This window comes from Burkholderia cepacia complex sp. TUM26381 (assembly GCF_057439935.1).
Window position 1 is genome coordinate 1,394,231 of the sequence record NZ_CM172006.1, and the last position, 25,898, is coordinate 1,420,128.

Sequence of the window (25,898 nt, forward strand, 5' to 3'; positions counted from 1 at the left end):
ATGCAGCGGTTCGCTGCCCGGCCGTGCCGGTCGGGCAGTGTGTGCGGTAAAGCCGGGCGTTATGGCGCCCGGCAATCAAAAGCAGGCACCCATGTCTGATATTTCCTACACGTCCTCCCGATCGCCCGACGGTGCGCAGCACGCGCCGAGCCGTCTCGGGGATGTCCTGTTCGGCGGCCTCGCTCGGCTCGCCGCGATCGTGACCCTGCTGCTGCTGGGCGGGATCATCGTTTCCCTGATCATTGCGTCGATGCCGACCATCCAGAAGTTCGGCCTCGGCTTCCTGTGGCAATCCGAGTGGGATCCCAACTCGGACGTCTACGGCGCACTCGTGCCGATCTACGGCACGATCGTGACGTCGGTCATTGCGCTCGTCATCGCGGTGCCGGTCAGCTTCGGCATCGCACTGTTCCTCACCGAATTGTCGCCCGTCTGGCTGCGCCGTCCGCTCGGCATCGCGATCGAGCTGCTCGCCGCGATTCCGTCGATCGTGTACGGCATGTGGGGCCTGCTCGTGTTCGCGCCGATCTTCGCCGAATACTTCCAGAAGCCGCTCGGCCGCCTGTTCAAGGACGTCTGGGTGCTCGGTCCGCTCACGTCCGGCCCGCCGATCGGCATCGGCATCCTCGCGGCCGGCGTGATCCTCGCGATCATGATCATCCCTTACATCGCGTCGGTGATGCGCGACGTGTTCGAGGTCACGCCCGTGCTGCTGAAGGAATCGGCGTACGGGATCGGCTGCACGACCTGGGAAGTGATGTGGAAGGTCGTGCTGCCCTATACGAAGACCGGCGTGATCGGCGGCGTGATGCTCGGCCTCGGCCGCGCGCTCGGCGAGACGATGGCCGTGACCTTCGTGATCGGCAACACGAACCTGCTCGACAGCGTGTCGCTGTTCGCGCCGGGCAACAGCATCACGTCGGCGCTCGCGAACGAATTCGCCGAAGCGCAACCGGGCCTGCATACGTCCGCGCTGATGGAACTGGGCCTGATCCTGTTCGTGATCACGTTCATCGTGCTGTCCATCTCCAAACTGCTGTTGCTTCGTCTCGAGAAGGGAGAGGGCAAGAAATGAGCGAGCCCATCATGAATTTCCCGGGGGCCGACGGCGCCGTGCTCGAAGCGATGCGCAACCGCCTGCAGCGCAAGCGCAAGGCCGTCAACGCGATCGCGCTCGCGGCGGCGCTCGGTGCGATGGCATTCGGCCTGCTGTGGCTCGTGTGGATTCTCTACACGACGATCCACCTCGGTATCGGCGGTCTGTCGCTGCAGCTGTTCACCGAATCGACGCCGGCACCGAACACGGAAGGCGGCGGTCTCGCGAACGCGATCGTCGGCAGCCTGCTGCTGTGCGGTTTCGGCACGCTGGTCGGCACGCCGATCGGCATCCTCGCGGGCGTCTATCTCGCCGAATACGGCCAGAAGAACCTGCTGGCAAGCACGATCCGCTTCATCAACGACATCCTGCTGTCGGCGCCGTCGATCGTCATCGGCCTGTTCGTGTACGCGATCGTCGTCGCGAAGTCGGGGCGCTTCTCGGGCTGGGCCGGCGTGATCGCGCTCGCGCTGCTGCAGATTCCGATCGTGATCCGCACGACCGAGAACATGCTGAAGCTCGTGCCGAACGCGCTGCGCGAAGCGGCCTTCGCGCTCGGTACGCCGAAGTGGCGCATGGTGCTGAAGATTACGCTGCGCGCATCGGTCGGCGGGATCGTGACGGGCGTGCTGCTCGCGGTCGCACGGATTGCCGGCGAAACGGCGCCGCTGCTGTTCACGGCCCTGTCGAACCAGTTCTTCTCGTGGGACATGAGCCAGCCGATGGCGAACCTGCCCGTCACGATCTACAAGTTCGCGATGAGCCCGTTCGCAGAATGGCAGTCGCTCGCATGGGCGGGCGTGTTCCTGATTACGCTCGGGGTGCTCGGACTCAACGTCCTGGCGCGCTCGATCTTCTCGAAAAAGTAACGGCGGAGCAATCCGATGAATATGGCAGAGAGCCACCTGAATCCCGTCGAGCGCACCGCTGCGCCCGCCGGCACGCATGACGCGGCGAACGATCGCCCGCTCGCGCCGCTGAACGCGAAGATCGAGGTCAACAACCTCAACTTCTTCTACAACAAGTTCCATGCGCTGAAGAACATCAACCTGCGCATTCCGGACGGCAAGGTGACCGCGTTCATCGGTCCGTCGGGTTGCGGCAAGTCGACGCTGCTGCGCACGTTCAACAAGATGTTCGCGCTCTATCCGGAGCAGCGCGCCGAAGGCGAAATCCTGATGGACGGCGAGAACCTGCTGACGACGAAGCGCGACATCTCGCTGCTGCGCGCGCGCATCGGCATGGTGTTCCAGAAGCCGACCCCGTTCCCGATGTCGATCTACGACAACATCGCGTTCGGCGTGAAGATGTTCGAAAAGCTCACGCGTTCGGAAATGGACGATCGCGTCGAGTGGGCGCTCACGAAGGCCGCGCTGTGGAACGAAGTGAAGGACAAGCTGGGCCAGAGCGGCTACGGCCTGTCGGGCGGCCAGCAACAGCGTCTGTGCATCGCGCGCGGCATTGCAATCCGTCCGGAAGTGTTGCTGCTCGACGAGCCGTGCTCGGCACTCGACCCGATCTCGACGGGCCGCATCGAAGAGCTGATCGCGGAGCTGAAGAGCGACTACACGGTCGTGATCGTCACGCACAACATGCAGCAGGCCGCACGCTGCTCGGATTACACGGCCTACATGTACCTGGGCGAACTGATCGAGTTCGGCGAAACCGAAAAGATCTTCATCAAGCCGGTACGCAAGGAAACGGAAGACTACATCACCGGCCGTTTCGGCTGATGACGGAGAACAACAGCCATGTCGGATAAACATCTGTCGAGCCAGTTCGACGCGGACCTGAATGCCGTGTCGTCGAAGGTGCTGGAAATGGGCGGGCTCGTCGAGTCGCAGATCGTCGGCGCGATGCACGCGCTGAACGAATTCGACCGCGATGCCGCCGAGAAGGTGATCGCGAACGAAGAGATCCTGAATACGATGGAAGTCGACATCGACCAGGAGTGCGGCAACATCATCGCGCGGAGGCAGCCTGCTGCGCGTGACCTGCGCCTTTTGATGTCGATTTCGAAAACGATTACGAACCTCGAGCGCGCCGGCGACGAAGCCGAGAAAATTGCGAAGCGCGTGCGCCGCCTGGTCGACGAGCCGGCCGCGCGCACGGTCAACATCGCCGAGATCAAGGTGTCGGGCGAGATGGCCGTGACGATCCTGCGCCGCGCGCTCGACGCGTTTGCACGCCTCGACACGGTCGCGGCCGCGCAGATCGTCAAGGACGACAAGGAGATCGACCTCGAATTTCGCGCGTTCGTGCGCAAGCTCGTGTCGTACATGCAGGAAGATCCGCGCACGATCTCGGTCGGTCTCGAGTACCTGTTCATCGCGAAGGCGATCGAGCGGATCGGCGACCACGCGAAGAACATCGCCGAATTCATCATCTACATCGTGAAGGGCACGGACGTGCGGCACCAGCCGCGCGACACGCTCGACCGTGAAGCCAATAGTTAACACGACCCAGCACAGGAAAAAAGAGGTGCCGATGCCCAGCAACATTCTCGTCGTTGAAGATGAGCCCGCGATTTCCGAACTGATCTCGGTGAATCTCCAGCACGCCGGTCACTGCCCGATCCGTGCGTACAACGCCGAACAGGCGCAGAACCTGATCAGCGATGTGCTGCCCGATCTCGTGCTGCTCGACTGGATGCTGCCGGGCAAGTCCGGTATCGCGTTCGCGCGCGACCTGCGCAACAACGAACGGACCAAACACATTCCGATCATCATGCTGACTGCTCGCGGCGACGAGCAGGACAAGGTGCTCGGCCTCGAAATCGGCGCGGACGACTACGTGACGAAGCCGTTCTCGCCGAAGGAGCTGATGGCGCGGATCAAGGCCGTGCTGCGCCGCCGCGCGCCGCAGCTGACCGAGGACGTCGTGTCGATCAACGGCCTGCGTCTCGACCCGGCCACGCATCGCGTCGCCGCGCACGGCGACGGCAGCGAGATCAAGCTCGATCTCGGTCCGACCGAGTTCCGCCTGCTGCATTTCTTCATGACGCATCCGGAACGCGTGCACAGCCGCACGCAACTGCTCGACCAGGTGTGGGGCGACCACGTGTTCGTCGAGGAGCGTACCGTCGACGTGCACATCAAACGATTGCGCGCGGCCTTGAAACCGGCCGGTTGCGATGCGATGATCGAGACCGTGCGCGGCAGCGGCTACCGGCTCGCCAAGCACGCGTAACGTATCCGGACATGCCGTGTGCCGCGGCATGCCGTTCATTCTTTCGGACGCTGAATCATGAACATCATCTGGGCGCGCTTTCTGGTGTCGCTCGTGCTGCTCGTGCTGATCGGCGTATTGGTCGGCGTCTTCGCCGGCCCGACCGCGGGCCTCGTGTTCGTGGTCGTGATGCTGATCGCGCAGGGCTTTTTCAGCACCTTCCATACGCAGCGTCTGTGGCGCCTGCTCGACGCGCCGGTCTACGGCGAAGTGCCGAGTGCGCCGGGCATCTGGGGCGAGATCTACTATCGCCTGCACAAGCTCGCGAAGCAGTGGCATGCGCAGGTGCGGCAGGTCGAACAGCAGCATTCGCGCTTCATCCAGGCGATCCAGGCGTCGCCGAACGGCGTCGCGATGCTCGACGACCACGACCAGATCGAGTGGTGCAACGCGATCGCCGAGGTTCATTTCGGCCTCGATGCGAAGCGCGACCTGCGCCAGCACATCACGAACCTGGTGCGCCATCCCGATTTCGTCCGCTACCTGAATGCGCAGCATTACGACGAGACGCTCTTGATGCGCGGCATGGGCGATTCGCGACAGAACGTGCTGGCCGTGCAGGTGTTCCCGTACGGCGAGAACCGCAAGCTGCTGCTCACGCAGGACATCACCGAGCTCGAGCGGACCGACGCGATGCGGCGCGACTTCGTCGCGAACGTGTCGCACGAGCTGAAGACACCGCTCACCGTGCTGTCGGGCTTCCTCGAGACGATGCGCGAACTGCCGCTGAACGAGGAAGACCGCGCGCGCTATCTCGACATGATGGAGCAGCAGGCGTCGCGGATGCGGCACATCGTGACCGACCTGCTGGTGCTCGCGAAGCTGGAAGGCGAGAGCAAGCCGCCGCTCGATCGCGCGATCGACATGCGCGCCGTGTTCGATCATCTGAAGGAGGACGCGCAGACGCTGTCGAACGGGCATCACGACATCGCGTTCTCGATCGACGAGACGCTCGGCGTCACGGGTGCGCAGACGGAGTTGTTCAGCGCGTTCGCGAATCTCGTCACGAACGCGATCCGTTATACGCCGGACGGCGGCAAGATCGTCGTCACGTGGCGGCGCGAGGGCGCGCAGGGCGTGTTTTCCGTCACGGACAGCGGCTTCGGGATTCCGGCCGCCGACCTGCCGCGGCTCACCGAGCGCTTCTACCGTGTCGATCGCAGCCGCTCGCGCGATACGGGCGGCACGGGCCTCGGGCTCGCGATCGTCAAGCACGTGCTGCAGCGGCACGACGCGCATCTGTACGTGCAGAGCGAGGAAGGACGCGGCAGTACGTTCACCGCGCGGTTCCCCGGTTCGCGCATCATCGCGATCCGGCCGGCGGCTTACGAAGCATGATTGCGTAGCGGCATGTCCGGTCAACAAAAAAGCGCAGCCCGCGGGCTGCGCTTTTTTTTCGATGGCCGTGCGGCGCGCGACCGGCGCGCCGCGGCCGCATTACGAGCAGAATTTCGCGAGCAGCCCGAGTTGCGCGTTGCGGATCGTCTTGCCGGCGCGGCGGCGGCGGTAGTGGCCGTCGCTGTGCATCTGCCACGCCGACTGGTTGTCGCCGAGGCACACCGACAGCCCTTCGGCGATCACGCGCCGCTTGAGCTTGCGCTCGCGGATCGGGAATGCGACTTCGACGCGGCGGAACAGGTTGCGGTCCATCCAGTCGGCACTCGACAGATAGACGTCTTCGGCGCCGCCCGCGTGGAAGTAGTAGATCCGGTGGTGCTCGAGGAAACGGCCGACGATCGAGCGCACCGTGATGTTTTCCGACAGCCCCGGCACGCCGGGCTTCAGCGCGCAGACGCCGCGCACGATCAGGTCGACCTTGACGCCGGCCTGCGACGCTTCGTACAGCGCGGCGATCACCGACGGCTCCAGCAGCGCGTTCATCTTCGCGACGACGCGCGCGCGCTTGCCGGCGCGCGCATTGTCGATCTCCACGCGGATCGCGTCGATGATGCGCGGATGCAGCGTGAACGGCGACTGCCACAGCTCGTGCAGCGTGAGCTCGCCGCCGATCCCCGTCAGTTGCTGGAACACGTGATGGACGTCCTCGCAGATCTTCTGGTCGGCCGTCATCAGCCCGAAGTCGGTGTAGAGGCGTGCGGTGCGCGGATGGTAGTTGCCGGTGCCGAGGTGCACGTAGCGGCGCAGCGACGCCTTGCCGGCCTGAACGACGCGCCGCACGATCAGCATCATCTTCGCGTGGCACTTGTGGCCGACCACGCCGTACACGACATGCGCGCCGACGGCTTCGAGCTGCGACGCCCAGTTGATGTTGGTTTCCTCGTCGAAGCGCGCGAGCAGCTCGACGACGACGGTCACTTCCTTGCCGTTGCGCGCGGCTTCCATCAGCGCGTCCATCAGCGGCGAGTCGGTGCCGGTGCGGTAGATCGTCTGCTTGATCGCGACGACGCTCGGGTCTTTCGCGGCCTGCTGCAGCAGTTCGAGCACGGGCTGGAAGCTCTCGTACGGGTGGTGCAGCAGGACGTCGCCGTTGTCGATCGCGTCGAACATCGTCGGCGCGTTCGTGACCGCGGCCGGAATCGACGCGGTGAACGGCGTGAACTTCAGGTCGGGGCGGTCGACGAGATCGGGAATCTGCATCAGCCGCACGAGGTTCACGGACCCGGCCACGCGATAGCAGTCCTTGTCGCCGAGCTCGCTTTCCTCGAGCAGGCGCCGCACGATATGCGGCGGCGTGTCGGCCGACACTTCGAGGCGCACCGCGTTGCCGAGGTGGCGCGCGGGCAATTCGCCCTGCAGCGCGACGCGCAGGTTCGTGATTTCGTCTTCGTCGACGAACAGCTCGCTGTTGCGCGTGATGCGGAACTGGTTGCAGCTCTTCACGACGAGTTGCGGGAAGAGTTCGCCGACGAAGCGCTGCATGAACGAGCTCAGCAGCACGAAGCCGTGCTCGAAACCCGACAGCGCATGCGGCATGCGCACGACGCGCGGCAGCGCGCGCGGCGCCTGCACGATGCCCATCACGGCCTGGCGGCCGAACGCGTCGCGGCCTTCGAGCTCGACGACGAAGTTCAGGCTCTTGTTCAGCACGCGCGGGAACGGGTGGGCCGGATCGAGGCCGATCGGCGTCAGTACGGGCAGCAGCTCGTCGAGGAAGTAGTGCCGCGCCCATTCGAGCTGCTCGTCGTTCCACGTGTCGCTCGCGTGGAAGTAGATGCCTTCCTGTTCGAGCGCGGGCAGCACGGTTTCGTGCAGCATCGTGTACTGTCGATGGACGAGCCGCTGCGCGCGTTCGACGACGAGGTCGTAAGCATGCTGTAACGACATGCCGTCGGGCGTCAGCGCGCCGGGGTTGTCGCGGATCTGCTCCTGAAGGCCGGCCATGCGGACTTCGAAGAATTCGTCGAGGTTGCTGCTGGTGATGCAGATGAAGCGGAGGCGCTCGAGCAACGGGACTTGAGGATCGGCCGCTTGGGCCAGCACGCGCTCGTTGAAACCGAGGATGCCGAGTTCACGATTGAGAAGCGGGTAACGGACGGACATCGGCAGAGTAGGGGGTGATTCAGGCGATGATTCGAAAGGACGCTCGGAAACTCTCACGGTACGATGACGTGCTGATGACAATAATGGTTTTATATCGGCAAATTCTACGCTGTAACCCTTTCGTCTCATAAATGTTTCGGCGATATGGAATCAAGCAGTGTGCATGCCCGTGAAGCGTGGCAACGGCAAGCGTTCCACGCTTAAAATGTCGCCTTTGATTGATCGCCCTGGGCTGCCGGTCCGGCTGCCGCGGGTGAACGCGCACGGAGCCCCCTTCTGATGGTTACAACTCCCCACTTGCTGGCTGCCGTGGATCTCGGCTCGAACAGCTTCCGGCTGATCGTCGGCCGCGTCGAGGAAACGCCGGCGGGCAGCCAGATCTATCCCGTCGACGCGCTGCGCGAGCCCGTTCGGCTGGCCGCGGGCCTGTCGAGCGACAAGATGCTCGATCGCGCGTCGCAGGAGCGTGGCTGGGAGGCGCTCAAGCGGTTCGGCGAGCGCCTGCGCGATTTCCATCCCGACCACGTGCGCGCGGTGGCGACCAATACGCTGCGCGTCGCGAAAAACGCGGGCGAATTTCTCGGCGAGGCCGAATCGGCACTCGGGTTCCCGATCGAAGTGATCGCGGGCCGCGAAGAAGCGCGGCTGATTTATGCGGGCGCCGCGCACTCGGTGCCGGCGAGCGCCGGCAAGCGGCTCGTCGTCGACATCGGCGGCGGCTCGACCGAATTCATCATCGGCTCGCACTACACGCCGATCGTGATGGAGAGTCTGTATATCGGCTGCGTGAGCCACAGCCGCACGTTCTTTCCGGCCGGCAACGTCGACGAATACACGATGCGGCAGGCCGAACTCGCGGCCAAGCGCGAGATCCAGATCATTTCGAGCGAGTACAAGAAGGCGGGGTGGGACCAGGCGATCGGTTCGTCCGGCACCGCGCGTGCGCTCGCGGAACTCGTCGAGGCGAACGGCTTCAACGATCCGGGCATCACGCACGGCATTTCGCGCGGCGGCCTCGAGCGCCTGAAGCGTGCGCTGATCAAGTCGGAGAACGTCAACCGGCTGAAGCTGATCGCGCTGAAGCCCGATCGCGTGCCGGTGCTCGCGGGCGGCCTCGCGATCATGCTCGCGGTGTTCGAGGAACTCGGCGTCGACTATGTCGATACGACCGACGGCGCGCTGCGCCTCGGCGTGCTATACGACCTGCTCGGCCGGACGCAGCACGAAGACATGCGCGCCGTAACCGTCGAGGGCTTCACGCGCCGCTACGGCGTCGATCGTGCGCAGGCCGAGCGGATCGGCGCGCTCGCGGGGCGTTTCTACGACGAGCTCGAGGAAGACGACGAGGCGCGCGAGGAAGGGCGGATGTTCATCGGCTGGGCGGCCGCATTGCACGAGATCGGCCTGTCGATCTCGCACAGCGCGTATCACAAGCATTCTGCCTATATCGCGAGCAACGCGGACATGCCGGGTTTTTCGCGTACCGACCAGGCGCGGCTCGCCGCGCTCGTGCTCGGTCATGCAGGCAAGCTCGGCAAGCTGTCGCAGGCGCGCGAGGTCGAGTGGCCGCTGCTGTTCTGCCTGCGGCTCGCGGCGCTGCTGTGCCGGCGCCGGACCGATGCGGGGCTGCCCGACATTTCCGTTTCGCAGATGAAGAAGGGCGGGTATGAAGTGCGTTTGCCGAGCGCATGGGTCGAGCAGAACCCGCTGACCGACTACAGCCTCAGCCAGGAGGCGGCGGAGTGGGAGAAGGTCGGTATCCCGTATCGCGTGGTGTACACGGGCGCGTAACGGGCCGATTGCAGGGCCGCGAGGCCGTTGAACGGAAGGGTGGTGGCGGCGCCCTCAGGCGTGCCGCACGGCCGTCCTGACGGCGCGCTCAATCCGACGAGCAGACGATCGCGGTCAGGAACGGGAACGCCTGCTTGACGGTCGCGTCGCTGCCGGCCTTGCGCACGGCTTCTTCCACCGAACTCTTCGTGCCGCGCACCACGACGCCGTAGGCCCAGTCGCCAATCGGCGTGCCGTCGCCCGGGCGGAAGATCGGGTCGTTCGCCTGATAGCCCAGCACGACATAGACGCCGAAACCGTATGCGGTCAGCGAGCGGTTCGTGCGGAACGCGTTCACGGAATTCGATTCGACGTGCATCGGCTCCGACTGGATGTCGCCGGCGGCGAGCAGCGGCGCGACGAACTTGTGGCCGGTCGAATGGCAGTCGAGCGCATCGTCGAGCGCCTTGGCCGACGCGTGGCCGGCGGTCGCCAGCGCGAGCAGCGACGCGCAGAGGGCGGTCTTGAGAATGTTGTTTTTCATGCGCGGGTGCGGGTTGTTCACGCGCATTATCGCGTGTTCCCGAAAGTGCCGCGCGCGGGTTGCGGGCAGAGGCGCGTGCGTTGTCGCGTCGGCGCCCCAATGAATCCCTACAATGAATTGAAGTGCGCGAGCCGGGAATCCGTGCGGGTGGTTCAGGGCCCAGAAACGGAAAAGGGGCTACGGTGTTTAACCGTAACCCCTTGATTCCTTGGTCGGAGCGATAGGATTCGAACCTACGACCCTCTGATCCCAAATCAGATGCGCTACCAGGCTGCGCTACGCTCCGACGAGCCAAAGATTATATCGGTACATATCCGATTCGGTCAATCACCGTCTGCGGGTAAATGCCGCGGCGGCGAACCGGCCGCGATTTGGCCGCAATTTGCGACAATCCACCGGATGATCGGCCGGCCCGTGCGCATCGGCGCGCGGCCGCTCGCCGAAGCAAGGAGAACATCATGATGAACCTGATCCTGTGGCGCCATGCCGAAGCCGAAGACTACGCGACGAGCGATCTCGCGCGCCAGCTGACCGTCCGTGGCCGCAAGGACGCGCAGGCGATGGCCAAATGGCTGCGCGGCCGGCTCGAAACGAACAGCGTGATCCTCGCGAGCCCGGCGGCCCGCACCGTGCAGACGGTCGAGGCGCTGACCGACCAGTACCGGACCGTCGACGCGCTCGCCCCGGGCGGCAGCGTCGACGACGTGCTGGCGGCGGCCGGCTGGCCGGAGGGGATCGCACCGACGGTCGTGATCGTCGGACACCAGCCGACGCTCGGCAGCGTCGCCGCGCAGCTGATCGCCGGCGGCGACGACAGCTGGAGCGTCAGGAAGGGCGGAATTGTGTGGCTCGCAAGCCGCACGCGCGACGGCAGCCGGCAGGCCGTTTTGCGGGCGGTATTGACGCCCGAACTGGTGTGAAGCCCGGCTGAATTGGTTTGAAGGGATTGATCATACGGTTTCGCAAGCTTTCTGCTAAAGTCATTTCGGCGACACGTCATTGAAAGGACACGGTCGTGCCACATAACGGTCACGGCCGATTACTACATTGGCGGGCATGTCGCCTTATTCCTTACGACCAGGAAAGCCTAATGCGAGAACTGCCGACGCCTACGCTCCCTTTTGCCTCGCTGCCCCTCGACACGTCGCGGCGCCACCTGCCGCGCGCCAGTGAAACCGTCACATCGGAGTATCGCCTGCGCGCCGCATGGGCGCGTACGGAAGACGAGTTGCGGGAAGCCCAGCGCTTGCGCTACAGCGTGTTCGCCGAAGAGATGGGCGCGCAGGTCAGTGGCCCCTCCGGTCTCGACGTCGATCCGTTCGACGCGTACTGCGACCACCTGCTGGTTCGCGATCTCGACACGCTGAAGGTTGTCGGCACGTACCGCGTGCTGCCGCCGCACCAGGCGGCGCGTGTCGGCCGTCTGTACGCCGAAGGCGAATTCGACCTGTCGCGCCTTACGCACCTGCGCGGCAAGATGGTCGAGGTCGGCCGCTCGTGCGTGCATAGCGATTACCGCAGCGGCGCCGTCATCATGGCGCTGTGGGGCGGTCTGGGCGCGTACATGATGCAGAATGGCTACGAGACGATGCTCGGCTGCGCGAGCGTGTCGATGGCCGACGGCGGCCATTATGCGGCGAACCTGTACCAGTCGCTGTCGGCCGGGTCGCTGACGGCGCCCGAGTACCGCGCGTTCCCGCACACGGCGCTGCCGGTCGACGAACTGCAGACGGGCACCGTCGTCGCACCGCCGCCGCTGATCAAGGGCTACCTGCGTCTCGGCGCGAAAATTTGCGGCGCACCGGCCTGGGATCCCGATTTCAACTGCGCGGATTTCCTGACGCTGTTCCGCCTGTCGGACATCAACGCGCGCTACGCCCGCCACTTCCTGGGCTGAGCCGTCCGAATCGCGTCGCGCCCGTCGTGGCGCGCGCAAGCGAACGCCGCCGCGCGGTCAGTGCCGCGCGGCGGCGTTCGTGTATCCGGTTGGCGAGCGCGTATCGGGCCCCGTTAATTTCCGCGATACGCAGCCGCTATCGTGCCGCAGGACGGCACGTTTGCGAACGGCCCGAGGACGGGCCGGACCGCAGCGCGGCTCGCTCAGTGCTTGCGCCGCCAGTCGAGCAGGTGATGCTCCGCCATCCAGTGGTGGATCATCCCTTCGCCGTCATGGCTCCGCTTGTATTCGCGCGACTCGAAGTACGACAGCGCGACCAGCACCATCAGGCCGATGAACAGGCCGATCAGGCCTGCAATTTCCTCAGACGACATGGCAGCCTCCTTTCCACGGCACAGCGCCATGCGTACATAGTAGGACATGCGCGGCGCGACCCTGAAACCGGATTTCCGCTAGACTCGGCGCGGTCCGGCGCGCGATAAGGCACGCCGCTTTCCGGAGCCATACCCGATGACCCGTTTCATGCTGGCCGTGCTGGCCGCATCCCTCCTTGCCGCCTGCACCAGCGATCCTCGTCAGGCGCGCCGTGGCCACCCGCCGGAAGATCCGGCCGACTATCACGGCGTGCCGACCGACATGACGCCGCCGTCGATGCTCGACGCGCCGCCGCCGAAGCCGGTGCAGTAACGCTCGCCGGGCCCGGTGTCAGGCGCGTGCCGTTGACGCGGCATGCGCGTCGGCGCCGATGTGCCGCAACAGCCCCGGCAGGTAGCACGCGAGCGTTGCGCCGCGCGCGGCCATGAACAGCAGCAGCGCGAACCAGAGTCCGTGATTGCCGAGCGTGCTGACGGCGGCGAGCGTGGCCGCGATGAAGATCGAGAACGACACGACCATCGCGCGCATCAGCGATTGCGTCTGCGTCGCGCCGATGAACACGCCGTCGAGCAGGAAGCCCCAGACCGACACGATCGGCGAGATCGCGGCCCACGGCAGGTAGCGCAGCGCGACGGCACGGATCTCGGCCTGGTCGGTCAGGCGCGCGACGATCCAGCCGCCCGCCGCCCAGTAGACGAGCGCGAACAGCAGCGCGCCGAGTGCCGACCAGAACAGCGTGACGCGCACGGCCTGCCGGAATGCGCGACGGTCGCGCGCGCCGGCTGCCGCGCCGACGAGCGCCTCGGCCGCATGCGCGAAGCCGTCGAGGCCATACGCCATGAAGGTCTGGAAATTCAGCAGCAGCGCGTTCGCGGCAAGCGTCGCGTCGCCTTGTTTCGCGCCGAGGTGCGCGAACCAGCCGAAGGCGCCGAGCAGGCACAGCGTGCGCAGGAAGATGTCGCGATTGAGTACGATCAGCCGCTTGAGCGCGACGCGGTCGGCGAGCGCGCGTACCGCGAGCGGCGCCAGGCCGCGCGGGCGCAGCCGCCACAGTATCCACGCGCCGAGCGCGAAGCCGCATGCGTCCGCGGTGGCGGTCGCGGCGCCGATGCCGGCGATGCCCCAGCCGAAGCCGTACACGTAGAGCAGCACGGCGCCGATGTTCACCGCATTGATGAACACCTGCGCGACGAGCGCGAGCCGCACGCGCTGCATGCCGAGCAGATAGCCGAGCACGACGTAGTTCGCGAGCGCGAACGGTGCGCTCCAGATCCGTGCATGGCTGTACGCGAGCGCCGTCGCGCGCACGGCATCGCTGCCGCCGAGCGCGGACAGCGCGAACGACAGCAGCGGCACCTGCAGCGCCAGCACCGCGGCGCCGAGCGCGAACGCGACGATCAGCGCGCGCAGCAGGTTCAGGCGGATCCCGGCGTCGTCGCCGGCGCCGTGCGCCTGGGCGACGAGGCCGGTCGTCCCCATCCGCAGGAAGCCGAAACCCCAGAACACGAAATTGAAGAACAGCCCGCCGAGCGCGACGCCGCCGAGGTACTGCGCGCCGTCGAGGTGGCCGGCGACGGCCGTGTCGACCGCGCCGAGGATCGGCTGGGTCAGGTTCGCGAGGACGATCGGGAACGCGAGCGCGAGGACGCGCCGGTGCGTGACGGTGGCCGAGCCGGTGCCGGCCCCGTGCGGTAACGCGGATTCGGACATGGCGGACGCGTCAGGCGCGTTCCTGCACGCAGACCCATGGCGAGACGACGACCGCCCACAGCTCGGGGTTGCGCGCCGCGTAGTCGGCGGCGGTTTCGGACGGCATGCGCGCGACGAGGCCGGCCGACAGCCAACGCGTGACCTGTTCGGCATCGTCGCTGGCGACCGCTTCCGCGACGCTGACGAGATCGAGGTCGCGCGCGACGGACAGCAGCTTGCCCTGCGCGAAGAAGCGTTCGAGATCGCACCAGTCGATCTTGGCGGTCTCGCCGAGGAGTTTGGCGTAGAGCGGGCTGTGCGACGCGCCCGCGGCGGCGTGGTGTTCGGAGGACATCGGATTCTTGGAAAGACTGCGTGGCGCCACTATAAACCATCCGGCCGGGCAGGCCGAGCGTGCGGCGGGCCGCTCACGCGTCGCGCAGCGCGCGGCGCACGATCTTCCCGGTCGAGGTCATCGGCAGGCTGTCGACGAACGCGATCGCGCGCGGATACTCGTGCGCGGCGAGCCGCGTGCGCACATGCGCCTGCAGCGCGCCGACGAGCGCGTCGTCGCCGGCGTGGCCGGGGTTCAGCACGACGAACGCCTTGACGATTTCGGTACGCGTCGCGTCGGGCACGCCGACGACGGCCGCCATCCGCACCGCCGGATGCGTGAGCAGGCAGTCCTCGATCGGCCCCGGGCCGATCCGGTAGCCGGCGCTCGTGATCACGTCGTCGTCGCGGCCGACGAAGCGCACGAAGCCGTCGGCGTCGATCGTGCCCGTATCGCCGGTGAGCAGGTGGTCGCCCGCGAACTTGTCGCGCGTCGCGTCCGGGTTACGCCAGTATTCGATGAACATCACCGGGTCCGGGCGGCGCACCGCGATGCGGCCTTCCATGCCGGGCGGCAGCGGCGTGCCGTCCGCATCGACGATCGCGACCGCGTGCCCGGGCACTGCCTTGCCGATCGCGCCGGGCTGCGCGTCGAACAGCGCCGCGCACGACGACAGCACCATGTTGCACTCGGTTTGCCCGTAGAACTCGTTGATCGTCACGCCCAGCGCGTCGCGGCCCCAGGCGGTCAGCTCGGTGCCGAGCGATTCGCCGCCGCTCGCGACCGATTTCAGCGACAGCGCGTAGCGTTCGCGCGGTGCCTCGACGGCGCGCATCAGCTTCAGCGCGGTGGGCGGCAGGAAGGCGTGGGTGACGCCGTGACGCGCCATCAGCGCGAACGCTGCGTCACCGTCGAATTTTTCGAAGCGGCGCGCGAGCACCGGCACACCGTGATGCCATGACGGCAGCAGCACGTCGAGCAGTCCGCCGATCCATGCCCAGTCGGCGGGCGTCCAGAACAGGCGCGCGTCGCGCGGGAAGCATTGCTGCGACATCTCGACGCCCGGCAGATGGCCGAGCAGCACGCGATGAGCGTGCAGCGCGCCTTTCGGTTTGCCCGTCGTGCCGGACGTGTAGATGATCACCGCCGGATCGTCGGCGGCCGTATCGGCCGGCACGAAGTCCGGCGTTTCGGCGGCAAGCGCCGTGTCGTAGCGCTGTACGCCCGGTGCGTCGGGCGCGTCGTCGCCGATGCAGTAGACGGTGTGCAGCGCCGGCAGTTGCGCGCGCAGCGGCGCGATTTTCGCGTAGCCGGCCGCGTCGGTCACGAGCGCGGCGGCCTCGCTGTTCGCGAGCCGGTACTCGAGCGCATCGACGCCGAACAGCGTGAAGAGCGGCACCGCGATCGCGCCGAGCTTGTAGGCGGCGAGGTGCGCAATGGCCGTTTCGGGACCCTGCGCGAGAAAGATGCCGATCCGGTCGCCGCGTCGCAGGCCGGCTCGCGCAAAGCTGTTCGCGAGCCGGTTAGAAGCATTCTTCAGGTCGTCGAACGTGATCCGAAAAACGTCGCCTTGCGCCGTTTCGTGGATCAGCGCGAGGCGTCCGCTGCCGTCGGCCCATTTGTCGCAGACGTCCACGCCGATGTTGTAGCGCGCCGGAATGTCCCACTGGAAGCGGGAGAGCAGGTCGTCGTAGCGGTCGGCGTCGGGCAGCATCGCGTTGTCTCCTGGGTGTCGAACGTCGCGTCGGTCGCGCGGCTTACATCAGCGTTTCACGCAGACGAACCCACAATGGTGTCTGCTGATAGGGAATGTTCGGACTCGTCCAATAGCCAAGGCTCAGTGCACGATTCCACAATGACGCATAAGATCACGACAAAACAGTGATGTGACCATGGATTTGCTTCTGATAGCTGCGGGGTTCAGCCTGATCGGAATCGGTGTGCTGGTGGCGTTTGCTCGTCACGTCGATCCGTTGTCCGGCCGTTTCACCGGACGTCTGCGCAAGCGCTGACTCAACTTTTCCCGTTTTTCGCCGCGACGGCACGCGATGCGCGCCGGCATCGCGTGTCGCCTGTCGGGCGCTCAGCGCGCCGGCAGGTAGCGTGACGGGTCGATCGAGCGGCCGCCGTAGCGCAGCTCGAAATGCAGCGCGACGCGCTCGCTGTCGCTGTTGCCCATCTCCGCGATCGACTGCCCCTGTGTAACCGACTGGCCTTCCTTCACCAGCAGCGCGCGGTTGTGCGCGTAGGCGGTCAGGTAATCCGCGTTGTGCTTCAGGATGATCAGGTTGCCGTAGCCGCGCAGCCCGTTACCGGCATAGACCACCACGCCGGGCGCGGCCGCAACCACCGGCGTGCCCGGCGCGTTCGCGATGTCGATCCCCTTCGATTTCGAGCCGTCGAACGTGCGGACCACATTGCCGGCCGCCGGCCAGATCAGCGCAATGCTCGTGGCCGGCTTGACGGCCGATTCGACCGGCGCGGAAGGTGCCGGGCGCGCGCGGCCGGCGCTGCCGGTGCCGGTGGTCGACGGCGTCGATGCAGTGGTCGTGCCGGGCGGCGGCGCGACGCGCAGCACCTGGCCGACTTCGATCGCGTCGGGGTTCGCCATCTGGTTCCAGCGCACGACGTTCTGTACCGACGTGCGGTTGTCGCGCGCGATCTTGTAGAGCGTGTCGCCACGTTCGACGCGATAGAAACCGGGGCCGACGGGTGCGGAGCCGCACGCGGCGAGCAGGGCGGCGCAGGCGGCTGCGAAGAGTCGCTTCGTTGTTGTTCCGAACATTGAACCTCGCAAAACCCTGCCGCGCGTGACGCGGCAGGCAACACAAAACGTCCGATTTTAACGGGTTCGACCCGCGCACCGCAGTTTCGGTCGTTGCCGGGGCCGTCGCGTGCCGGTTCGGCGCGCGGCAAATCAGCCCGCGAGCGGGGTCACGCGAATCCGCAGCGCGGCCGTTTCGGTCGCGCCCGGCGCGAGCATGCGCAGCCCGAGACCGTTGTGGATCGCGTCGGGCAGGCCGAGCCACGGCTCGACGCAATAGAAGTCCGACTCCGGTTTTTCGGTCCAGGTCGTGACCGCGTACCACGGGATCGAGCCCGGTACGTCGAGCGCGATCTCGATCGTGCGGCGGCGGCCCGGCATCACGATGCGCACCGGCGTGGACGGTTCGCCGTCGAGGCAGTGGAAGCGGTCGAGGATGTCCGGATTGTCGAGGCGGTAGTGCGCTTCGCCGGGTTCGAGCGGGCTGATCGAACCGCCCGGGCGCTGCTGGCAACGGCGGGTCGGCGGCAGCTCGAGCGTGGTGTCGGCCCGTTCGCCGTGCGGCAGCGCGAAATAGAAGTGGTGGCCGGCGTAGTAGGGCAGCGGTGTGTCGCCGCGATTGGTCGTCGTCAGCGCGACGTCGAGCGTGTGCGCGTCGGCCAGCCGGTAGGTCGTCTCGAACCGGAAATCGAACGGATAGCTCGCGCGCAGCGCGTCGGTTGCGTCGAGCGTCATCGACAGGGCGGCGCCGTCGGTCGACGGGTGCGCGTCGAACGGCAGGTCGCGCGCGAAGCCGTGCATCGGCAGGTCGCGGACCACGCCGGCGGTGTCGCGCCAGCGGCCGAGTTCGCCGTCGACGCGGTGGCGGCCGAGGAACGGGAACAACAGCGGATTGCCGCCGCGTACGCGTGCGAGGTTGCTCCAGTCGGCCGTTTCCGGCCAGAAGATGACCGGTTCGCCGTCGACGTGCCAGGACAGCAGGCGGCCGCCGAATTGCGGAGCGACCCGGACGAGCGACGGGCCGGCGTGAAGTTCGTGGATATCGTGTTGCTGGAAAGTCGGCATGGCGAATCGGGTTGGGCGGGTGGACGGAGCAACGCGCGTTCCATTATCGGGCCGCGACGGCTCGGGGAAAACCCTTCTCGGGAAATTGCGAGTTTTTAACATTGTCAACGGTCCGGATAATGCCTCTAAACCGGTGAGGTTGCCGGGTCATGACACTTCGAGGAGGGGGCCATGGATCTGGCAATGGCAATGGGTATCGCACTGTTCGGGATGTTCACCGGCAGCACGGTATTATTTTTCTATCAGCTCGGCCGCTGACGGCAATTCCTGCCGAAGTCGACAGGCCCGCCATGCAAATGGCGGGCTTTTTGCTTTCTACATGCTTACAAATTGCAAGCGTTTGTGTGCATTGCCGCAATAACCTGCCAAATGCCTTGGCGCAGTAATCCTGGCTCGGCATAATCGGGGCGCGTTTTTTCGGACGCGCATCGCGTCGTCCGTCTTTCTTCCCGCTTAATCTCGACTAAAAGGACCGACGCGTGAGTCTCTGGTTTCTGGTATTCCTGAGCGTCCTGCAGGGCGTCACCGAACTCTTTCCCGTCAGCAGTCTGGGCCATACGCTGCTCGTGCCGGCGCTGTTCGGCATGCATATCGACAAGCACGCGCCGCAACTGCTGCCGTTCCTCGTCGCTCTTCACCTCGGCACCGCGCTGGCGTTGCTGTGGTACTTCCGTGCGCGCTGGATCGCGTTGATCGGCGGCTTCTTCGCGCAGCTCGGCGGCCGCAAGAACGACGACGGGCACCTGATGTGGGCGCTGATCATCGGTACGATCCCGACCGGCATCGTCGGGCTGCTGCTCGAGAAGCGTATCGAACGCGTGTTTCACGACCTGCGGATCGTCGCGATCGCACTGATCGTGAACGGCGTGCTGCTGTGGCTCGGCGATCGCATCCAGCGCAGCCGCGCGCACCAGGCGCCCGAAAAAATGACCTTCAAGCAGGCGTTCTTCGTGGGTCTCGCACAGATCGGCGCACTGATTCCGGGTTTTTCGCGTAGCGGGCTGACGATGATCGCCGGCAATGCGGCCGGGTTGACGGCCGAGAAGGCCGCGGAATTCTCGTTCCTGCTCGGCACGCCGATCATCTTCGCGGCGGGTGTGCTCGAACTGCCGAAGCTGTTTCATGCGCGCGGCCAGCTCGCCGATGCGCTGCTCGGCGGCGTGCTGACGGCGATCGCCGCGTACCTGAGCGTGCGGTTCCTGATGCGCTACTTCGAAGGGCGTGGCCGGCTCGCGTCGTTCGGCGTGTATTGCGTGATCGCCGGCGTGTTCTGTCTCGGCTGGTTCATGCTGCATCCGCAGCCGCTTTAAGGGTGGGATGGCTCGCCTCGCGTGATGTGGCGCGATGATCGGGTATAATTTCGGGCTCGGTTCCATACCGGGCCCGTTTTGTTTCGGGGCTTCGAGTGAGGTGGTGCGGTTGCCTTTACGCGCGACTCGAATGCCCGACGCCGAATGCGGTCCGCGTCAGGCCGTGTCTTTTCTCCCCGACCGCCCTTAGCTCAGTTGGATAGAGCAACGGCCTTCTAAGCCGTAGGTCACACGTTCGAATCGTGTAGGGCGGGCCAGTCAGATCAATGGGTTGCGGCGGTTTTCTTCCCGCGATGATTCAACGCATGTTGTCGTGTAAGCGTCGTGTCGGCATTTCGATCAACGCGAGCTAGTGCGCGTCGGCTTAGCGAACGCTGTGTAGGGACTTTCTGTTGGCAACGGCGGCGCGTCGATAGCGTGCTGGCCGCGCGGACTCATGCCAAATGCGTCGGGCAGGCCGGTGGCTTTCTCGTGCATCGCTCACTGCGCGTAGCGTCCGATGCGCGTTGCTACCGTTCGTCCCGGTTGAAATTGCCCATCCTTCGCGATCCGGCATTTCGCGTAATTGCACCTCTGCAGCGAAGTTTTCGGCGAGCCGTTCGAGCACGCGCAAATCAGACGCCGTCAACAGACCCTGGCCCACCACAAGCGACGCGATTCGCATTAACGACGCTGCTTATTGCAGACTTTTTCTTGACTCGCCGACGAGGAAAATGGCGGGCGCATCTCGAAACCCGGGGGAAACTGCTTTACGCGAACCGGCTGAATTTGGGGGCGCAAGTTGACCTGCTGAACCGCCGCGCATGGATCCACGCGATTCCGGCAAACTGCCGGAAGCTCATGGATCGGTGAGCAACAGACGCGTGTTTACTTATCCAGATAGATATAGAGTGAAACAAGTGCGGTTGCCATTATCGCCGCGGCCATGAGCAAGCGGAACCGTGGAGCGAGCCGCACGGTTGCGTGCATGAAGCCGGTGTTCAGGCGGGCCGGCGATATGAGAAAGGATGTGTACCAGATCAAGAAATTCAAGCAGAACGCCATCGCGAACATCAGGCCTGATACCGTCACACGCACATAGGTGTGCAGTGTGCTGGCATCCTGCGGGGCGGTGAAGCAAATCCATTGGCCGAGAAGAAGCCCGAGCATCAACGCCCCGAGTGCGTAGGTATTCTGTAGCACCTGATATGCGGCGATCGCAAGCCACCTCTGACGAGGAAGCGCAATCAGCAGGCCGACAAGGATCATCCCAAGCACCGCAAAGACGTTCCAGATATGTGGCCCGATGCCTTCCTGGATTGCTGTTTGCAGATATTTGACTGATCGATGGCTACCGAGCCAGTCAGTTAAGACTACTCCGGTTATGGCTGGTAGCGTCCAAGCTGCGAGAACAATGGCGGCTTGCTTCCAAGCGCAACGGGGCAAGAAGTCCGAACGTTTGAAGTCGCGGGTGTGATGCCGAATCCAGCTTCGGGTTCGATTCAGCAGTGTCCGAAAAACTGACGGGGTTGTCGTGCTTTGCATTGGGTGTGTCGTTCGGAAGAGCGACGGCGAGAGTGGTCAATGGCGTTTGTGCAATCCGTCGCGCGTGAGATCACGCCGATTATCCATAAAAATATCGCGTGATCCAAGCTGGAGTCTGAATTCGTTTGGAATTCCCAAGGTCTCTCTCTTGCCTGTTGCTGGAGAGGCCGTTATGAAAAAGACAATCAGGGCCGAAATTCGTGGTGTCACTCTCGCGACATCTTGCTCGGCGTACTCGACCTGCATCAGCTGTCCGAGTTTGCAAGCATGCACGGGCCAGAGCGGTAACTCATATAGCGTCGACAGGTTGGGCGGCTTGACGGCCGTGAGCGGTTACAACGGGCAGACGGGCAGTTCGTGGCGTGAGACGGCGAGCACGCGTGGCAACACGACTACGATCAATGGCACCGACCGCCGCGAACGGACAGAGCTGAAACGAAACCGTCCAGAATTTCGGAAACGGAAATCGATCGATATCCGGTGTCAATTCGAAAGGGAATACATTCAACCGCTACTGCACGACGTACGGCGGTCACTGATCCTGCGTATACCTCGCGGCAAACGATGTATCGGCGGTGCTTTGGTCATGCAGTGTGCTCAATGAGCCCAGTGCGACATTACGCACCGTCGTGTATTGAGCGGCAGAAGGTATCGCGAAATTTCAAGCTCTAATGCTTCGCGTCGAGCGCCGTTTCGTCTGATGAATTCGAGTGTTGGTTTGCGGCAGTTTCTTATTGATTTGACTTATTGCGCAGCATTCGCGCGACGTGTAGTCTCGGTCCCGGAGATCTGGCGATTAGTCCAAACATGGCATCGCACGGGGAAAATAATGAATATCAATATCAAGAAGGGATGCTCGAGCACATCACTTGCTGTTGTCGCATCTGCAGTGGTGTTTCTGTCGGGCTGTGCTTCCTCGTTTATCGTCAGGCCGCAGGCGTCTTCCAGTTCCGACGGCAATCCACGAAATTCGGCTCTATCTGCAGGCGCCGCAGCCGACTTCGACGCAAGCAAGCTATCTCCACCCTCTGGATATCAGCCCCTTGATCCAGCTCCCGTAGCGGTCAGGCCCATCGGCGGGAAGGCTGCCAAGCCAGAAGACATTCTGAATGCCTTGCCCGACGAAACGATGAGGCTCGCCGTTGGACAAATCGACGTAAATGGAAATGTAACTTACGGCCCCGTGAGCATGAGTGTCGAGAATGGTAGATATATCGTCACGGTCGACTACATAAAATCCAATACCTATCCGCTGTTCGTAAAGAAGACCGACGCACGTCCGGACGGGTCATTTCGCGCCACCTTCGTTGACGATGGAAAGCTAGCTGACCTCGCCGTGCCTGTCTATATCGGTGTGGGATTGCGCGTAACGGCGACGCTCAATACCACGAAAGCCGGGGTTAACCTTGGCAACCTGATCGCGATCGGTGCCGCTGCGCAAGCCAGCCAATTGTCAGGAACGCTCGTCGTGCAGACACTTGGCCTGACGGGAGAGAACATCTCTACTGCATTGCCCATTCCATCCGATATTAGTCTCGCCTCGATTCAAAGTGCGATCCAGGCACTCGGCACAATGAAAGCCAAGTTGTACGACACGTCCAAAACCCATGTCGAGCCGCGTGTGGTCGGCGTCTACAACAACATCGGGGGTAGCACGAACGAAACCATCAACGGGATCATCTCCGGCGTCCTTGCCAAGCCACTGCCGCTTGATGTCCCGGTCGAACGGCCAACCAAGGCGAAGGTCGCTGCAAAATAGGATCCCATCAGGTATCCGCAATCGAGTCCGACACCTTGTTGGCCTTTTACTCCACCGTCACCGATTTCGCCAGATTCCTCGGCTTGTCGATATCCGCGCCGCGCAAGCACGCCGCGTGATACGCGAGCAACTGCAACGGCACGACGTGCAGGATCGGCGACAACAGGCCGTAGTAATCCGGCATCCGCAGTACCGACACGCCTTCGCTGTTGTCGATTCGCGTATCCGCATCGGCGAACACATAAAGCTGCCCCCCGCGCGCCCGCACTTCCTGCATGTTCGACTTGAGCTTTTCGAGCAGCGCGTCGTTCGGCGCGATGGTCGCGACGGGCATCGTATGCGTCACGAGCGCGAGTGGCCCGTGCTTCAGCTCACCGGCCGGATAAGCTTCCGCGTGGATATACGAAATCTCCTTCAGCTTCAGCGCGCCTTCGAGCGCGATCGGGTAGTGCAGCCCGCGCCCGAGAAACAGCGCGTTTTCGTGCTGCGAGAATTCCGCCGCCCAACGCTCGATTTGCGGCTCCAGCCCGAGCACGTCTTCGAGCGCACCGGGCAGTCGCCGCAACTGCATCGTGTAGCGCGCGAGCTGTGCGTCGTCGACGTAGCCGCGCAGCCGTCCGAGCGTCACGGCGAGGATGAACAGCGCGACGAGCTGCGTCGTGAATGCCTTGGTCGACGCGACACCGATTTCCGGGCCGGCCCGCGTCAGGAAGCGCAGGCCGGTCTGGCGCATCATCGCGCTGGTCGGCACGTTGCAGATCGCCAGCGTATCGATATGGCCGAGCGCCTGCGCGTACTTGAGCGCGGCGAGCGTGTCGGCGGTTTCGCCGGATTGGGACACGCTGACCACCAGCGTGTTCGGCATCGCGAGCGCATCGCTGTAACGGTACTCGCTCGCAATCTCGACCTGAGCAGGGATGCGTGCGATCGTTTCGAGCCAGCGGCGCGCGGCCAGGCCGGAATAATGACTCGTGCCGCACGCGAGAATCAGCACGTTGTCGATCTGCTCGAACGCACGCGCCGCATCAGGACCGAATACGGCCGGATCGAACAACCCAGCATCCGGGATCGTCGCGGCCACCGCCTGCGGCTGCTCGAAAATCTCCTTCTGCATGAAGTGCCGGTATGGCCCGAGTTCGACCACACCCTGCGCGGATGAAACGGTTTGTATCGCGCGTTCGATCGGCGCGCCGGTGCGATCGAGCACCCGCACGCCACCTGGCGTCAACTCGACGATGTCGCCTTCCTCGAGAAAGATGAAGCGGTCGGTGATGCCGGCAAGCGCGAGCGCATCGGACGCGAGAAAGCACTCACCGTCCTTCACGCCGACGACAAGCGGCGAGCCGGCCCGCGCGCCGATCAGCCGCTGCGGCTCGTGTTTGCTGAACACCGCGATCGCGTAGGCGCCGTGCAACTGCGACGTCGCATCGCGCACGGCGGCGAGCAGGTCGCCGCGATACTTGCTGTGGATCAGATGCGCGACGACCTCGGTGTCGGTCTGCCCGTCGAATTCGTAGTGCTCGTCAGACAGTTGCTTGCGCAACGTTTCGTGGTTCTCGATGATGCCGTTGTGCACGAGTGCGATCTCGTCGCGCGAAAAGATCGGGTGCGCGTTGCAGGTTGCCGGTGCGCCGTGCGTTGCCCAGCGCGTGTGCGCGATGCCGGTGCTGCCGGTCAGGCCGGCGCTGCGTACGTGCGCGTCGAGATCGGCGACGCGCGACATGCTTCGTTCGCGGCGCGCCTGGCCGTCGACGACCGTCGCCACCCCACATGAATCGTAGCCGCGATATTCAAGGCGGCGCAAACCTTCAATCAGAATCGGAACGATGTCCCGTTGCGCGACCGCGCCGACGATGCCACACATGACACGTCTCCTTCCCTGTCAATCCTGTTGGACCCCATGCACGCTGTGTCAGCGCGACGCAGTCTCCGTTGCCTCCGCCGTCGTGAAGCCGCATTGAGCGGGCGCGACGGGGTCGGCCATCCTGCTTTCGAATGCGAGATAAAGCGATTCCTCCAGTACGTTCCAGTGCGCGCCGTGCCGGTACGGGCCCGATCGCGCATGCCAGCAGGCGACCGTGCTCCAGTCGTTCATCTTGAAGGCGACCAGTGCGATCAGCCCCCACGGGTAATCGCTGCCGGCGAGTTGCAGCCAGGTCTTGCCGTATTTCTGCATCCACTGCGCGTAGATCGTCTCGTTCGACTGGTCGGGAACACGAATCCCGGACAGGAGCGGGAAGATCTGCGCGACTTTCGCCGGGTAGAAGCTCGTATCGCTGATGCGTTGCGTGCTCGCGCGAAAGCCGGATTGCGTGCCGCGCCAGAACACCTTCAGGATCGCGGACGAGAGCCGGTCGGCGCGCTGGCTCCACGGGCCCGCATGCGTGTAGTCGGCATGCCGGACGTAGTACGCGGCGAGCGCCTGGAACGCGCTGTGTACCTCGACGTTGTCCATCAGCAGCGCGACGTGCAGGGTCGACGAGATCTGATAGACGCCGGCCGGCTTGCTGAGCAGCGTGTCCAGATGCGCGCCCGCGCGGTTCAGGCTGAGTTCCCACGCGGCGGGCATGCCGTCGGGCGGCGCGAAGCGGGAGAGCAGCTCGATCCACGTCGCCATCATCGAGTCGTCGGCGTCGGCTTCCGCGCATGTGCTGTACTGGCCGCTCTTCACGCAGTAGCGATCGAAGCCGCCGTCGGGGCGCTGACGCGGCAACAGCCACGCGATCCACGCGAGTGCGGCCTGGTGGGCGTCGAGCCCGGCGTCGGCGGCGGCGAGCAGCGCCTTCGCCGCAAAATACGGATCGATGCCGGCGCCATTCAGGCGCACGGTGATCGCGCCGTCGGGGCGCTGGTACAGCCCGTTGAGCTGGAGTTCGGCGGCGCTCGCATGCAGCGCGAAGCCGAATGCCGAGACACAGCAGGCAACGCACCACAGACGGCATAGCCGGGCGGTGGCCGCCAGGCGTGCGCGTGCGGCCGGGAAAAGCGCGGGCCGGTTCATGATCGGGGGCTCCTGCGCGGTGGTCCTGCGCAAATCCCGCC

General features: G+C 64.8%; 23 protein-coding genes and 2 tRNA genes. 13 read left to right on the plus strand and 12 right to left on the minus strand.

The window, feature by feature from the left end:
* Window positions 1-91 precede the first annotated feature (91 nt).
* From pstC to phoR, 6 genes are read left to right on the plus strand one after another with little or no spacing between them, the layout of a single operon-like run.
* Window positions 92-1,075: a phosphate ABC transporter permease PstC gene (gene pstC / locus ACWMMN_RS06630; RefSeq protein ID WP_059235009.1), complete on the plus strand. Its 984-nt coding sequence runs from the start codon at window positions 92-94 to the stop codon at window positions 1,073-1,075.
* A complete protein-coding gene (gene pstA / locus ACWMMN_RS06635) occupies window positions 1,072-1,965 on the plus strand; it encodes a phosphate ABC transporter permease PstA (protein ID WP_059235007.1) in 894 nt (297 codons plus the stop codon). The genes pstC and pstA overlap by 4 nt, the downstream gene beginning before the upstream one ends.
* 15 nt (window positions 1,966-1,980) lie before the next feature.
* Window positions 1,981-2,829, plus strand: a complete 849-nt coding sequence (pstB, locus tag ACWMMN_RS06640; protein ID WP_034186662.1) for a phosphate ABC transporter ATP-binding protein PstB — start codon at window positions 1,981-1,983, stop codon at window positions 2,827-2,829.
* Between the two features lie 18 nt (window positions 2,830-2,847).
* A complete protein-coding gene (gene phoU / locus ACWMMN_RS06645; RefSeq protein WP_059235005.1) occupies window positions 2,848-3,552 on the plus strand; it encodes a phosphate signaling complex protein PhoU in 705 nt (234 codons plus the stop codon).
* Between the two features lie 31 nt (window positions 3,553-3,583).
* On the plus strand, window positions 3,584-4,285 hold the full coding sequence (gene phoB / locus ACWMMN_RS06650; RefSeq protein ID WP_006750313.1) for a phosphate regulon transcriptional regulator PhoB: 702 nt from the start codon (window positions 3,584-3,586) through the stop codon (window positions 4,283-4,285).
* A 57-nt stretch (window positions 4,286-4,342) separates the two neighbouring features.
* Entirely contained in the window at window positions 4,343-5,662 is a 1,320-nt protein-coding gene (gene phoR, locus ACWMMN_RS06655) for a phosphate regulon sensor histidine kinase PhoR (RefSeq protein WP_059235003.1), read from the plus strand.
* A gap of 99 nt (window positions 5,663-5,761) precedes the next feature.
* Here phoR and ppk1 read toward each other — a convergent pair whose 3' ends face one another.
* Window positions 5,762-7,825 carry a polyphosphate kinase 1 gene (ppk1, locus tag ACWMMN_RS06660; protein WP_059235001.1) on the minus strand — a complete coding sequence of 688 codons (2,064 nt, stop codon included), beginning with the start codon at window positions 7,823-7,825 and terminating at the stop codon, window positions 5,762-5,764.
* A gap of 279 nt (window positions 7,826-8,104) precedes the next feature.
* Here ppk1 and ppx point away from each other — a divergent pair, with 279 nt between their 5' ends.
* Entirely contained in the window at window positions 8,105-9,616 is a 1,512-nt protein-coding gene (ppx, locus tag ACWMMN_RS06665) for an exopolyphosphatase (RefSeq protein WP_486423123.1), read from the plus strand.
* An 88-nt stretch (window positions 9,617-9,704) separates the two neighbouring features.
* Here the strand turns inward: ppx and ACWMMN_RS06670 are convergent, their stop codons facing one another.
* Window positions 9,705-10,139 (minus strand): hypothetical protein, encoded by a 435-nt coding sequence (locus ACWMMN_RS06670; RefSeq protein WP_059236827.1) that lies wholly within the window; start codon window positions 10,137-10,139, stop codon window positions 9,705-9,707.
* Between the two features lie 209 nt (window positions 10,140-10,348).
* A tRNA-Pro gene (locus tag ACWMMN_RS06675) sits at window positions 10,349-10,425 on the minus strand.
* A gap of 172 nt (window positions 10,426-10,597) precedes the next feature.
* On the opposite strand from ACWMMN_RS06675, the gene sixA reads away from it, so the two are divergent.
* Complete coding sequence (gene sixA / locus ACWMMN_RS06680) at window positions 10,598-11,059, plus strand: phosphohistidine phosphatase SixA (protein WP_174992063.1); 462 nt, start codon at window positions 10,598-10,600, stop codon at window positions 11,057-11,059.
* A gap of 170 nt (window positions 11,060-11,229) precedes the next feature.
* Complete coding sequence (locus ACWMMN_RS06685; protein ID WP_034206968.1) at window positions 11,230-12,036, plus strand: GNAT family N-acetyltransferase; 807 nt, start codon at window positions 11,230-11,232, stop codon at window positions 12,034-12,036.
* Window positions 12,037-12,239: 203 nt separating this feature from the next.
* On the opposite strand, the gene ACWMMN_RS06690 is transcribed toward ACWMMN_RS06685, so the two are convergent.
* Window positions 12,240-12,410, minus strand: coding sequence for a hypothetical protein (locus ACWMMN_RS06690; RefSeq protein ID WP_174380017.1), 171 nt, complete (start codon window positions 12,408-12,410; stop codon window positions 12,240-12,242).
* Between the two features lie 136 nt (window positions 12,411-12,546).
* Between ACWMMN_RS06690 and ACWMMN_RS06695 the strand changes: the two genes are divergently transcribed.
* Window positions 12,547-12,723, plus strand: coding sequence for a hypothetical protein (locus ACWMMN_RS06695; RefSeq protein ID WP_174992064.1), 177 nt, complete (start codon window positions 12,547-12,549; stop codon window positions 12,721-12,723).
* Window positions 12,724-12,741: 18 nt separating this feature from the next.
* Here ACWMMN_RS06695 and ACWMMN_RS06700 read toward each other — a convergent pair whose 3' ends face one another.
* The 5 genes from ACWMMN_RS06700 to ACWMMN_RS06720 form a co-directional block, all read right to left on the minus strand.
* Window positions 12,742-14,121, minus strand: coding sequence for an MATE family efflux transporter (locus ACWMMN_RS06700; RefSeq protein ID WP_486423124.1), 1,380 nt, complete (start codon window positions 14,119-14,121; stop codon window positions 12,742-12,744).
* Window positions 14,122-14,131: 10 nt separating this feature from the next.
* On the minus strand, window positions 14,132-14,455 hold the full coding sequence (locus tag ACWMMN_RS06705) for a DUF2288 domain-containing protein (protein ID WP_059234990.1): 324 nt from the start codon (window positions 14,453-14,455) through the stop codon (window positions 14,132-14,134).
* 73 nt (window positions 14,456-14,528) lie between these two features.
* Entirely contained in the window at window positions 14,529-16,148 is a 1,620-nt protein-coding gene (locus ACWMMN_RS06710; protein WP_486423125.1) for an acyl-CoA synthetase, read from the minus strand.
* 369 nt (window positions 16,149-16,517) lie between these two features.
* Complete coding sequence (locus ACWMMN_RS06715; protein ID WP_059234987.1) at window positions 16,518-17,219, minus strand: peptidoglycan DD-metalloendopeptidase family protein; 702 nt, start codon at window positions 17,217-17,219, stop codon at window positions 16,518-16,520.
* A 132-nt stretch (window positions 17,220-17,351) separates the two neighbouring features.
* Complete coding sequence (locus ACWMMN_RS06720) at window positions 17,352-18,263, minus strand: aldose epimerase family protein (RefSeq protein ID WP_486423126.1); 912 nt, start codon at window positions 18,261-18,263, stop codon at window positions 17,352-17,354.
* 479 nt (window positions 18,264-18,742) lie between these two features.
* On the opposite strand from ACWMMN_RS06720, the gene ACWMMN_RS06725 reads away from it, so the two are divergent.
* Both ACWMMN_RS06725 and ACWMMN_RS06730 read left to right on the plus strand, forming a co-directional pair.
* Window positions 18,743-19,573, plus strand: a complete 831-nt coding sequence (locus ACWMMN_RS06725) for an undecaprenyl-diphosphate phosphatase (protein WP_059234982.1) — start codon at window positions 18,743-18,745, stop codon at window positions 19,571-19,573.
* A 180-nt stretch (window positions 19,574-19,753) separates the two neighbouring features.
* Window positions 19,754-19,830, plus strand: a tRNA-Arg gene (locus tag ACWMMN_RS06730).
* Window positions 19,831-20,440: 610 nt separating this feature from the next.
* Here the strand turns inward: ACWMMN_RS06730 and ACWMMN_RS06735 are convergent.
* On the minus strand, window positions 20,441-21,097 hold the full coding sequence (locus tag ACWMMN_RS06735) for a hypothetical protein (protein WP_059234980.1): 657 nt from the start codon (window positions 21,095-21,097) through the stop codon (window positions 20,441-20,443).
* Between the two features lie 829 nt (window positions 21,098-21,926).
* Here ACWMMN_RS06735 and ACWMMN_RS06740 point away from each other — a divergent pair.
* Window positions 21,927-22,856 (plus strand): hypothetical protein, encoded by a 930-nt coding sequence (locus ACWMMN_RS06740; protein WP_155627160.1) that lies wholly within the window; start codon window positions 21,927-21,929, stop codon window positions 22,854-22,856.
* Between the two features lie 46 nt (window positions 22,857-22,902).
* On the opposite strand, the gene glmS is transcribed toward ACWMMN_RS06740, so the two are convergent.
* Together glmS and ACWMMN_RS06750 are read right to left on the minus strand one after the other, a co-directional pair.
* Window positions 22,903-24,720: a glutamine--fructose-6-phosphate transaminase (isomerizing) gene (gene glmS / locus ACWMMN_RS06745; protein WP_486423127.1), complete on the minus strand. Its 1,818-nt coding sequence runs from the start codon at window positions 24,718-24,720 to the stop codon at window positions 22,903-22,905.
* Window positions 24,721-24,768: 48 nt separating this feature from the next.
* Window positions 24,769-25,857 (minus strand): hypothetical protein, encoded by a 1,089-nt coding sequence (locus ACWMMN_RS06750; RefSeq protein ID WP_174992068.1) that lies wholly within the window; start codon window positions 25,855-25,857, stop codon window positions 24,769-24,771.
* Window positions 25,858-25,898: the final 41 nt, after the last annotated feature.

Bases quoted from the DNA above. Each gene is read 5' to 3' on its own strand.
- pstC (WP_059235009.1), top strand. From the start codon at position 92: ATGTCTGATATTTCCTACACGTCCTCCCGATCGCCCGACGGTGCGCAG.
- pstA (WP_059235007.1), top strand. From the start codon at position 1,072: ATGAGCGAGCCCATCATGAATTTCCCGGGGGCCGACGGCGCCGTGCTC.
- pstB (WP_034186662.1), top strand. From the start codon at position 1,981: ATGAATATGGCAGAGAGCCACCTGAATCCCGTCGAGCGCACCGCTGCG.
- phoU (WP_059235005.1), top strand. From the start codon at position 2,848: ATGTCGGATAAACATCTGTCGAGCCAGTTCGACGCGGACCTGAATGCC.
- phoB (WP_006750313.1), top strand. From the start codon at position 3,584: ATGCCCAGCAACATTCTCGTCGTTGAAGATGAGCCCGCGATTTCCGAA.
- phoR (WP_059235003.1), top strand. From the start codon at position 4,343: ATGAACATCATCTGGGCGCGCTTTCTGGTGTCGCTCGTGCTGCTCGTG.
- ppk1 (WP_059235001.1), bottom strand. From the start codon at position 7,825: ATGTCCGTCCGTTACCCGCTTCTCAATCGTGAACTCGGCATCCTCGGT.
- ppx (WP_486423123.1), top strand. From the start codon at position 8,105: ATGGTTACAACTCCCCACTTGCTGGCTGCCGTGGATCTCGGCTCGAAC.
- ACWMMN_RS06670 (WP_059236827.1), bottom strand. From the start codon at position 10,139: ATGAAAAACAACATTCTCAAGACCGCCCTCTGCGCGTCGCTGCTCGCG.
- sixA (WP_174992063.1), top strand. From the start codon at position 10,598: ATGATGAACCTGATCCTGTGGCGCCATGCCGAAGCCGAAGACTACGCG.
- ACWMMN_RS06685 (WP_034206968.1), top strand. From the start codon at position 11,230: ATGCGAGAACTGCCGACGCCTACGCTCCCTTTTGCCTCGCTGCCCCTC.
- ACWMMN_RS06690 (WP_174380017.1), bottom strand. From the start codon at position 12,410: ATGTCGTCTGAGGAAATTGCAGGCCTGATCGGCCTGTTCATCGGCCTG.
- ACWMMN_RS06695 (WP_174992064.1), top strand. From the start codon at position 12,547: ATGACCCGTTTCATGCTGGCCGTGCTGGCCGCATCCCTCCTTGCCGCC.
- ACWMMN_RS06700 (WP_486423124.1), bottom strand. From the start codon at position 14,121: ATGTCCGAATCCGCGTTACCGCACGGGGCCGGCACCGGCTCGGCCACC.
- ACWMMN_RS06705 (WP_059234990.1), bottom strand. From the start codon at position 14,455: ATGTCCTCCGAACACCACGCCGCCGCGGGCGCGTCGCACAGCCCGCTC.
- ACWMMN_RS06710 (WP_486423125.1), bottom strand. From the start codon at position 16,148: ATGCTGCCCGACGCCGACCGCTACGACGACCTGCTCTCCCGCTTCCAG.
- ACWMMN_RS06715 (WP_059234987.1), bottom strand. From the start codon at position 17,219: ATGTTCGGAACAACAACGAAGCGACTCTTCGCAGCCGCCTGCGCCGCC.
- ACWMMN_RS06720 (WP_486423126.1), bottom strand. From the start codon at position 18,263: ATGCCGACTTTCCAGCAACACGATATCCACGAACTTCACGCCGGCCCG.
- ACWMMN_RS06735 (WP_059234980.1), bottom strand. From the start codon at position 21,097: ATGCAAAGCACGACAACCCCGTCAGTTTTTCGGACACTGCTGAATCGA.
- ACWMMN_RS06740 (WP_155627160.1), top strand. From the start codon at position 21,927: ATGAATATCAATATCAAGAAGGGATGCTCGAGCACATCACTTGCTGTT.
- glmS (WP_486423127.1), bottom strand. From the start codon at position 24,720: ATGTGTGGCATCGTCGGCGCGGTCGCGCAACGGGACATCGTTCCGATT.
- ACWMMN_RS06750 (WP_174992068.1), bottom strand. From the start codon at position 25,857: ATGAACCGGCCCGCGCTTTTCCCGGCCGCACGCGCACGCCTGGCGGCC.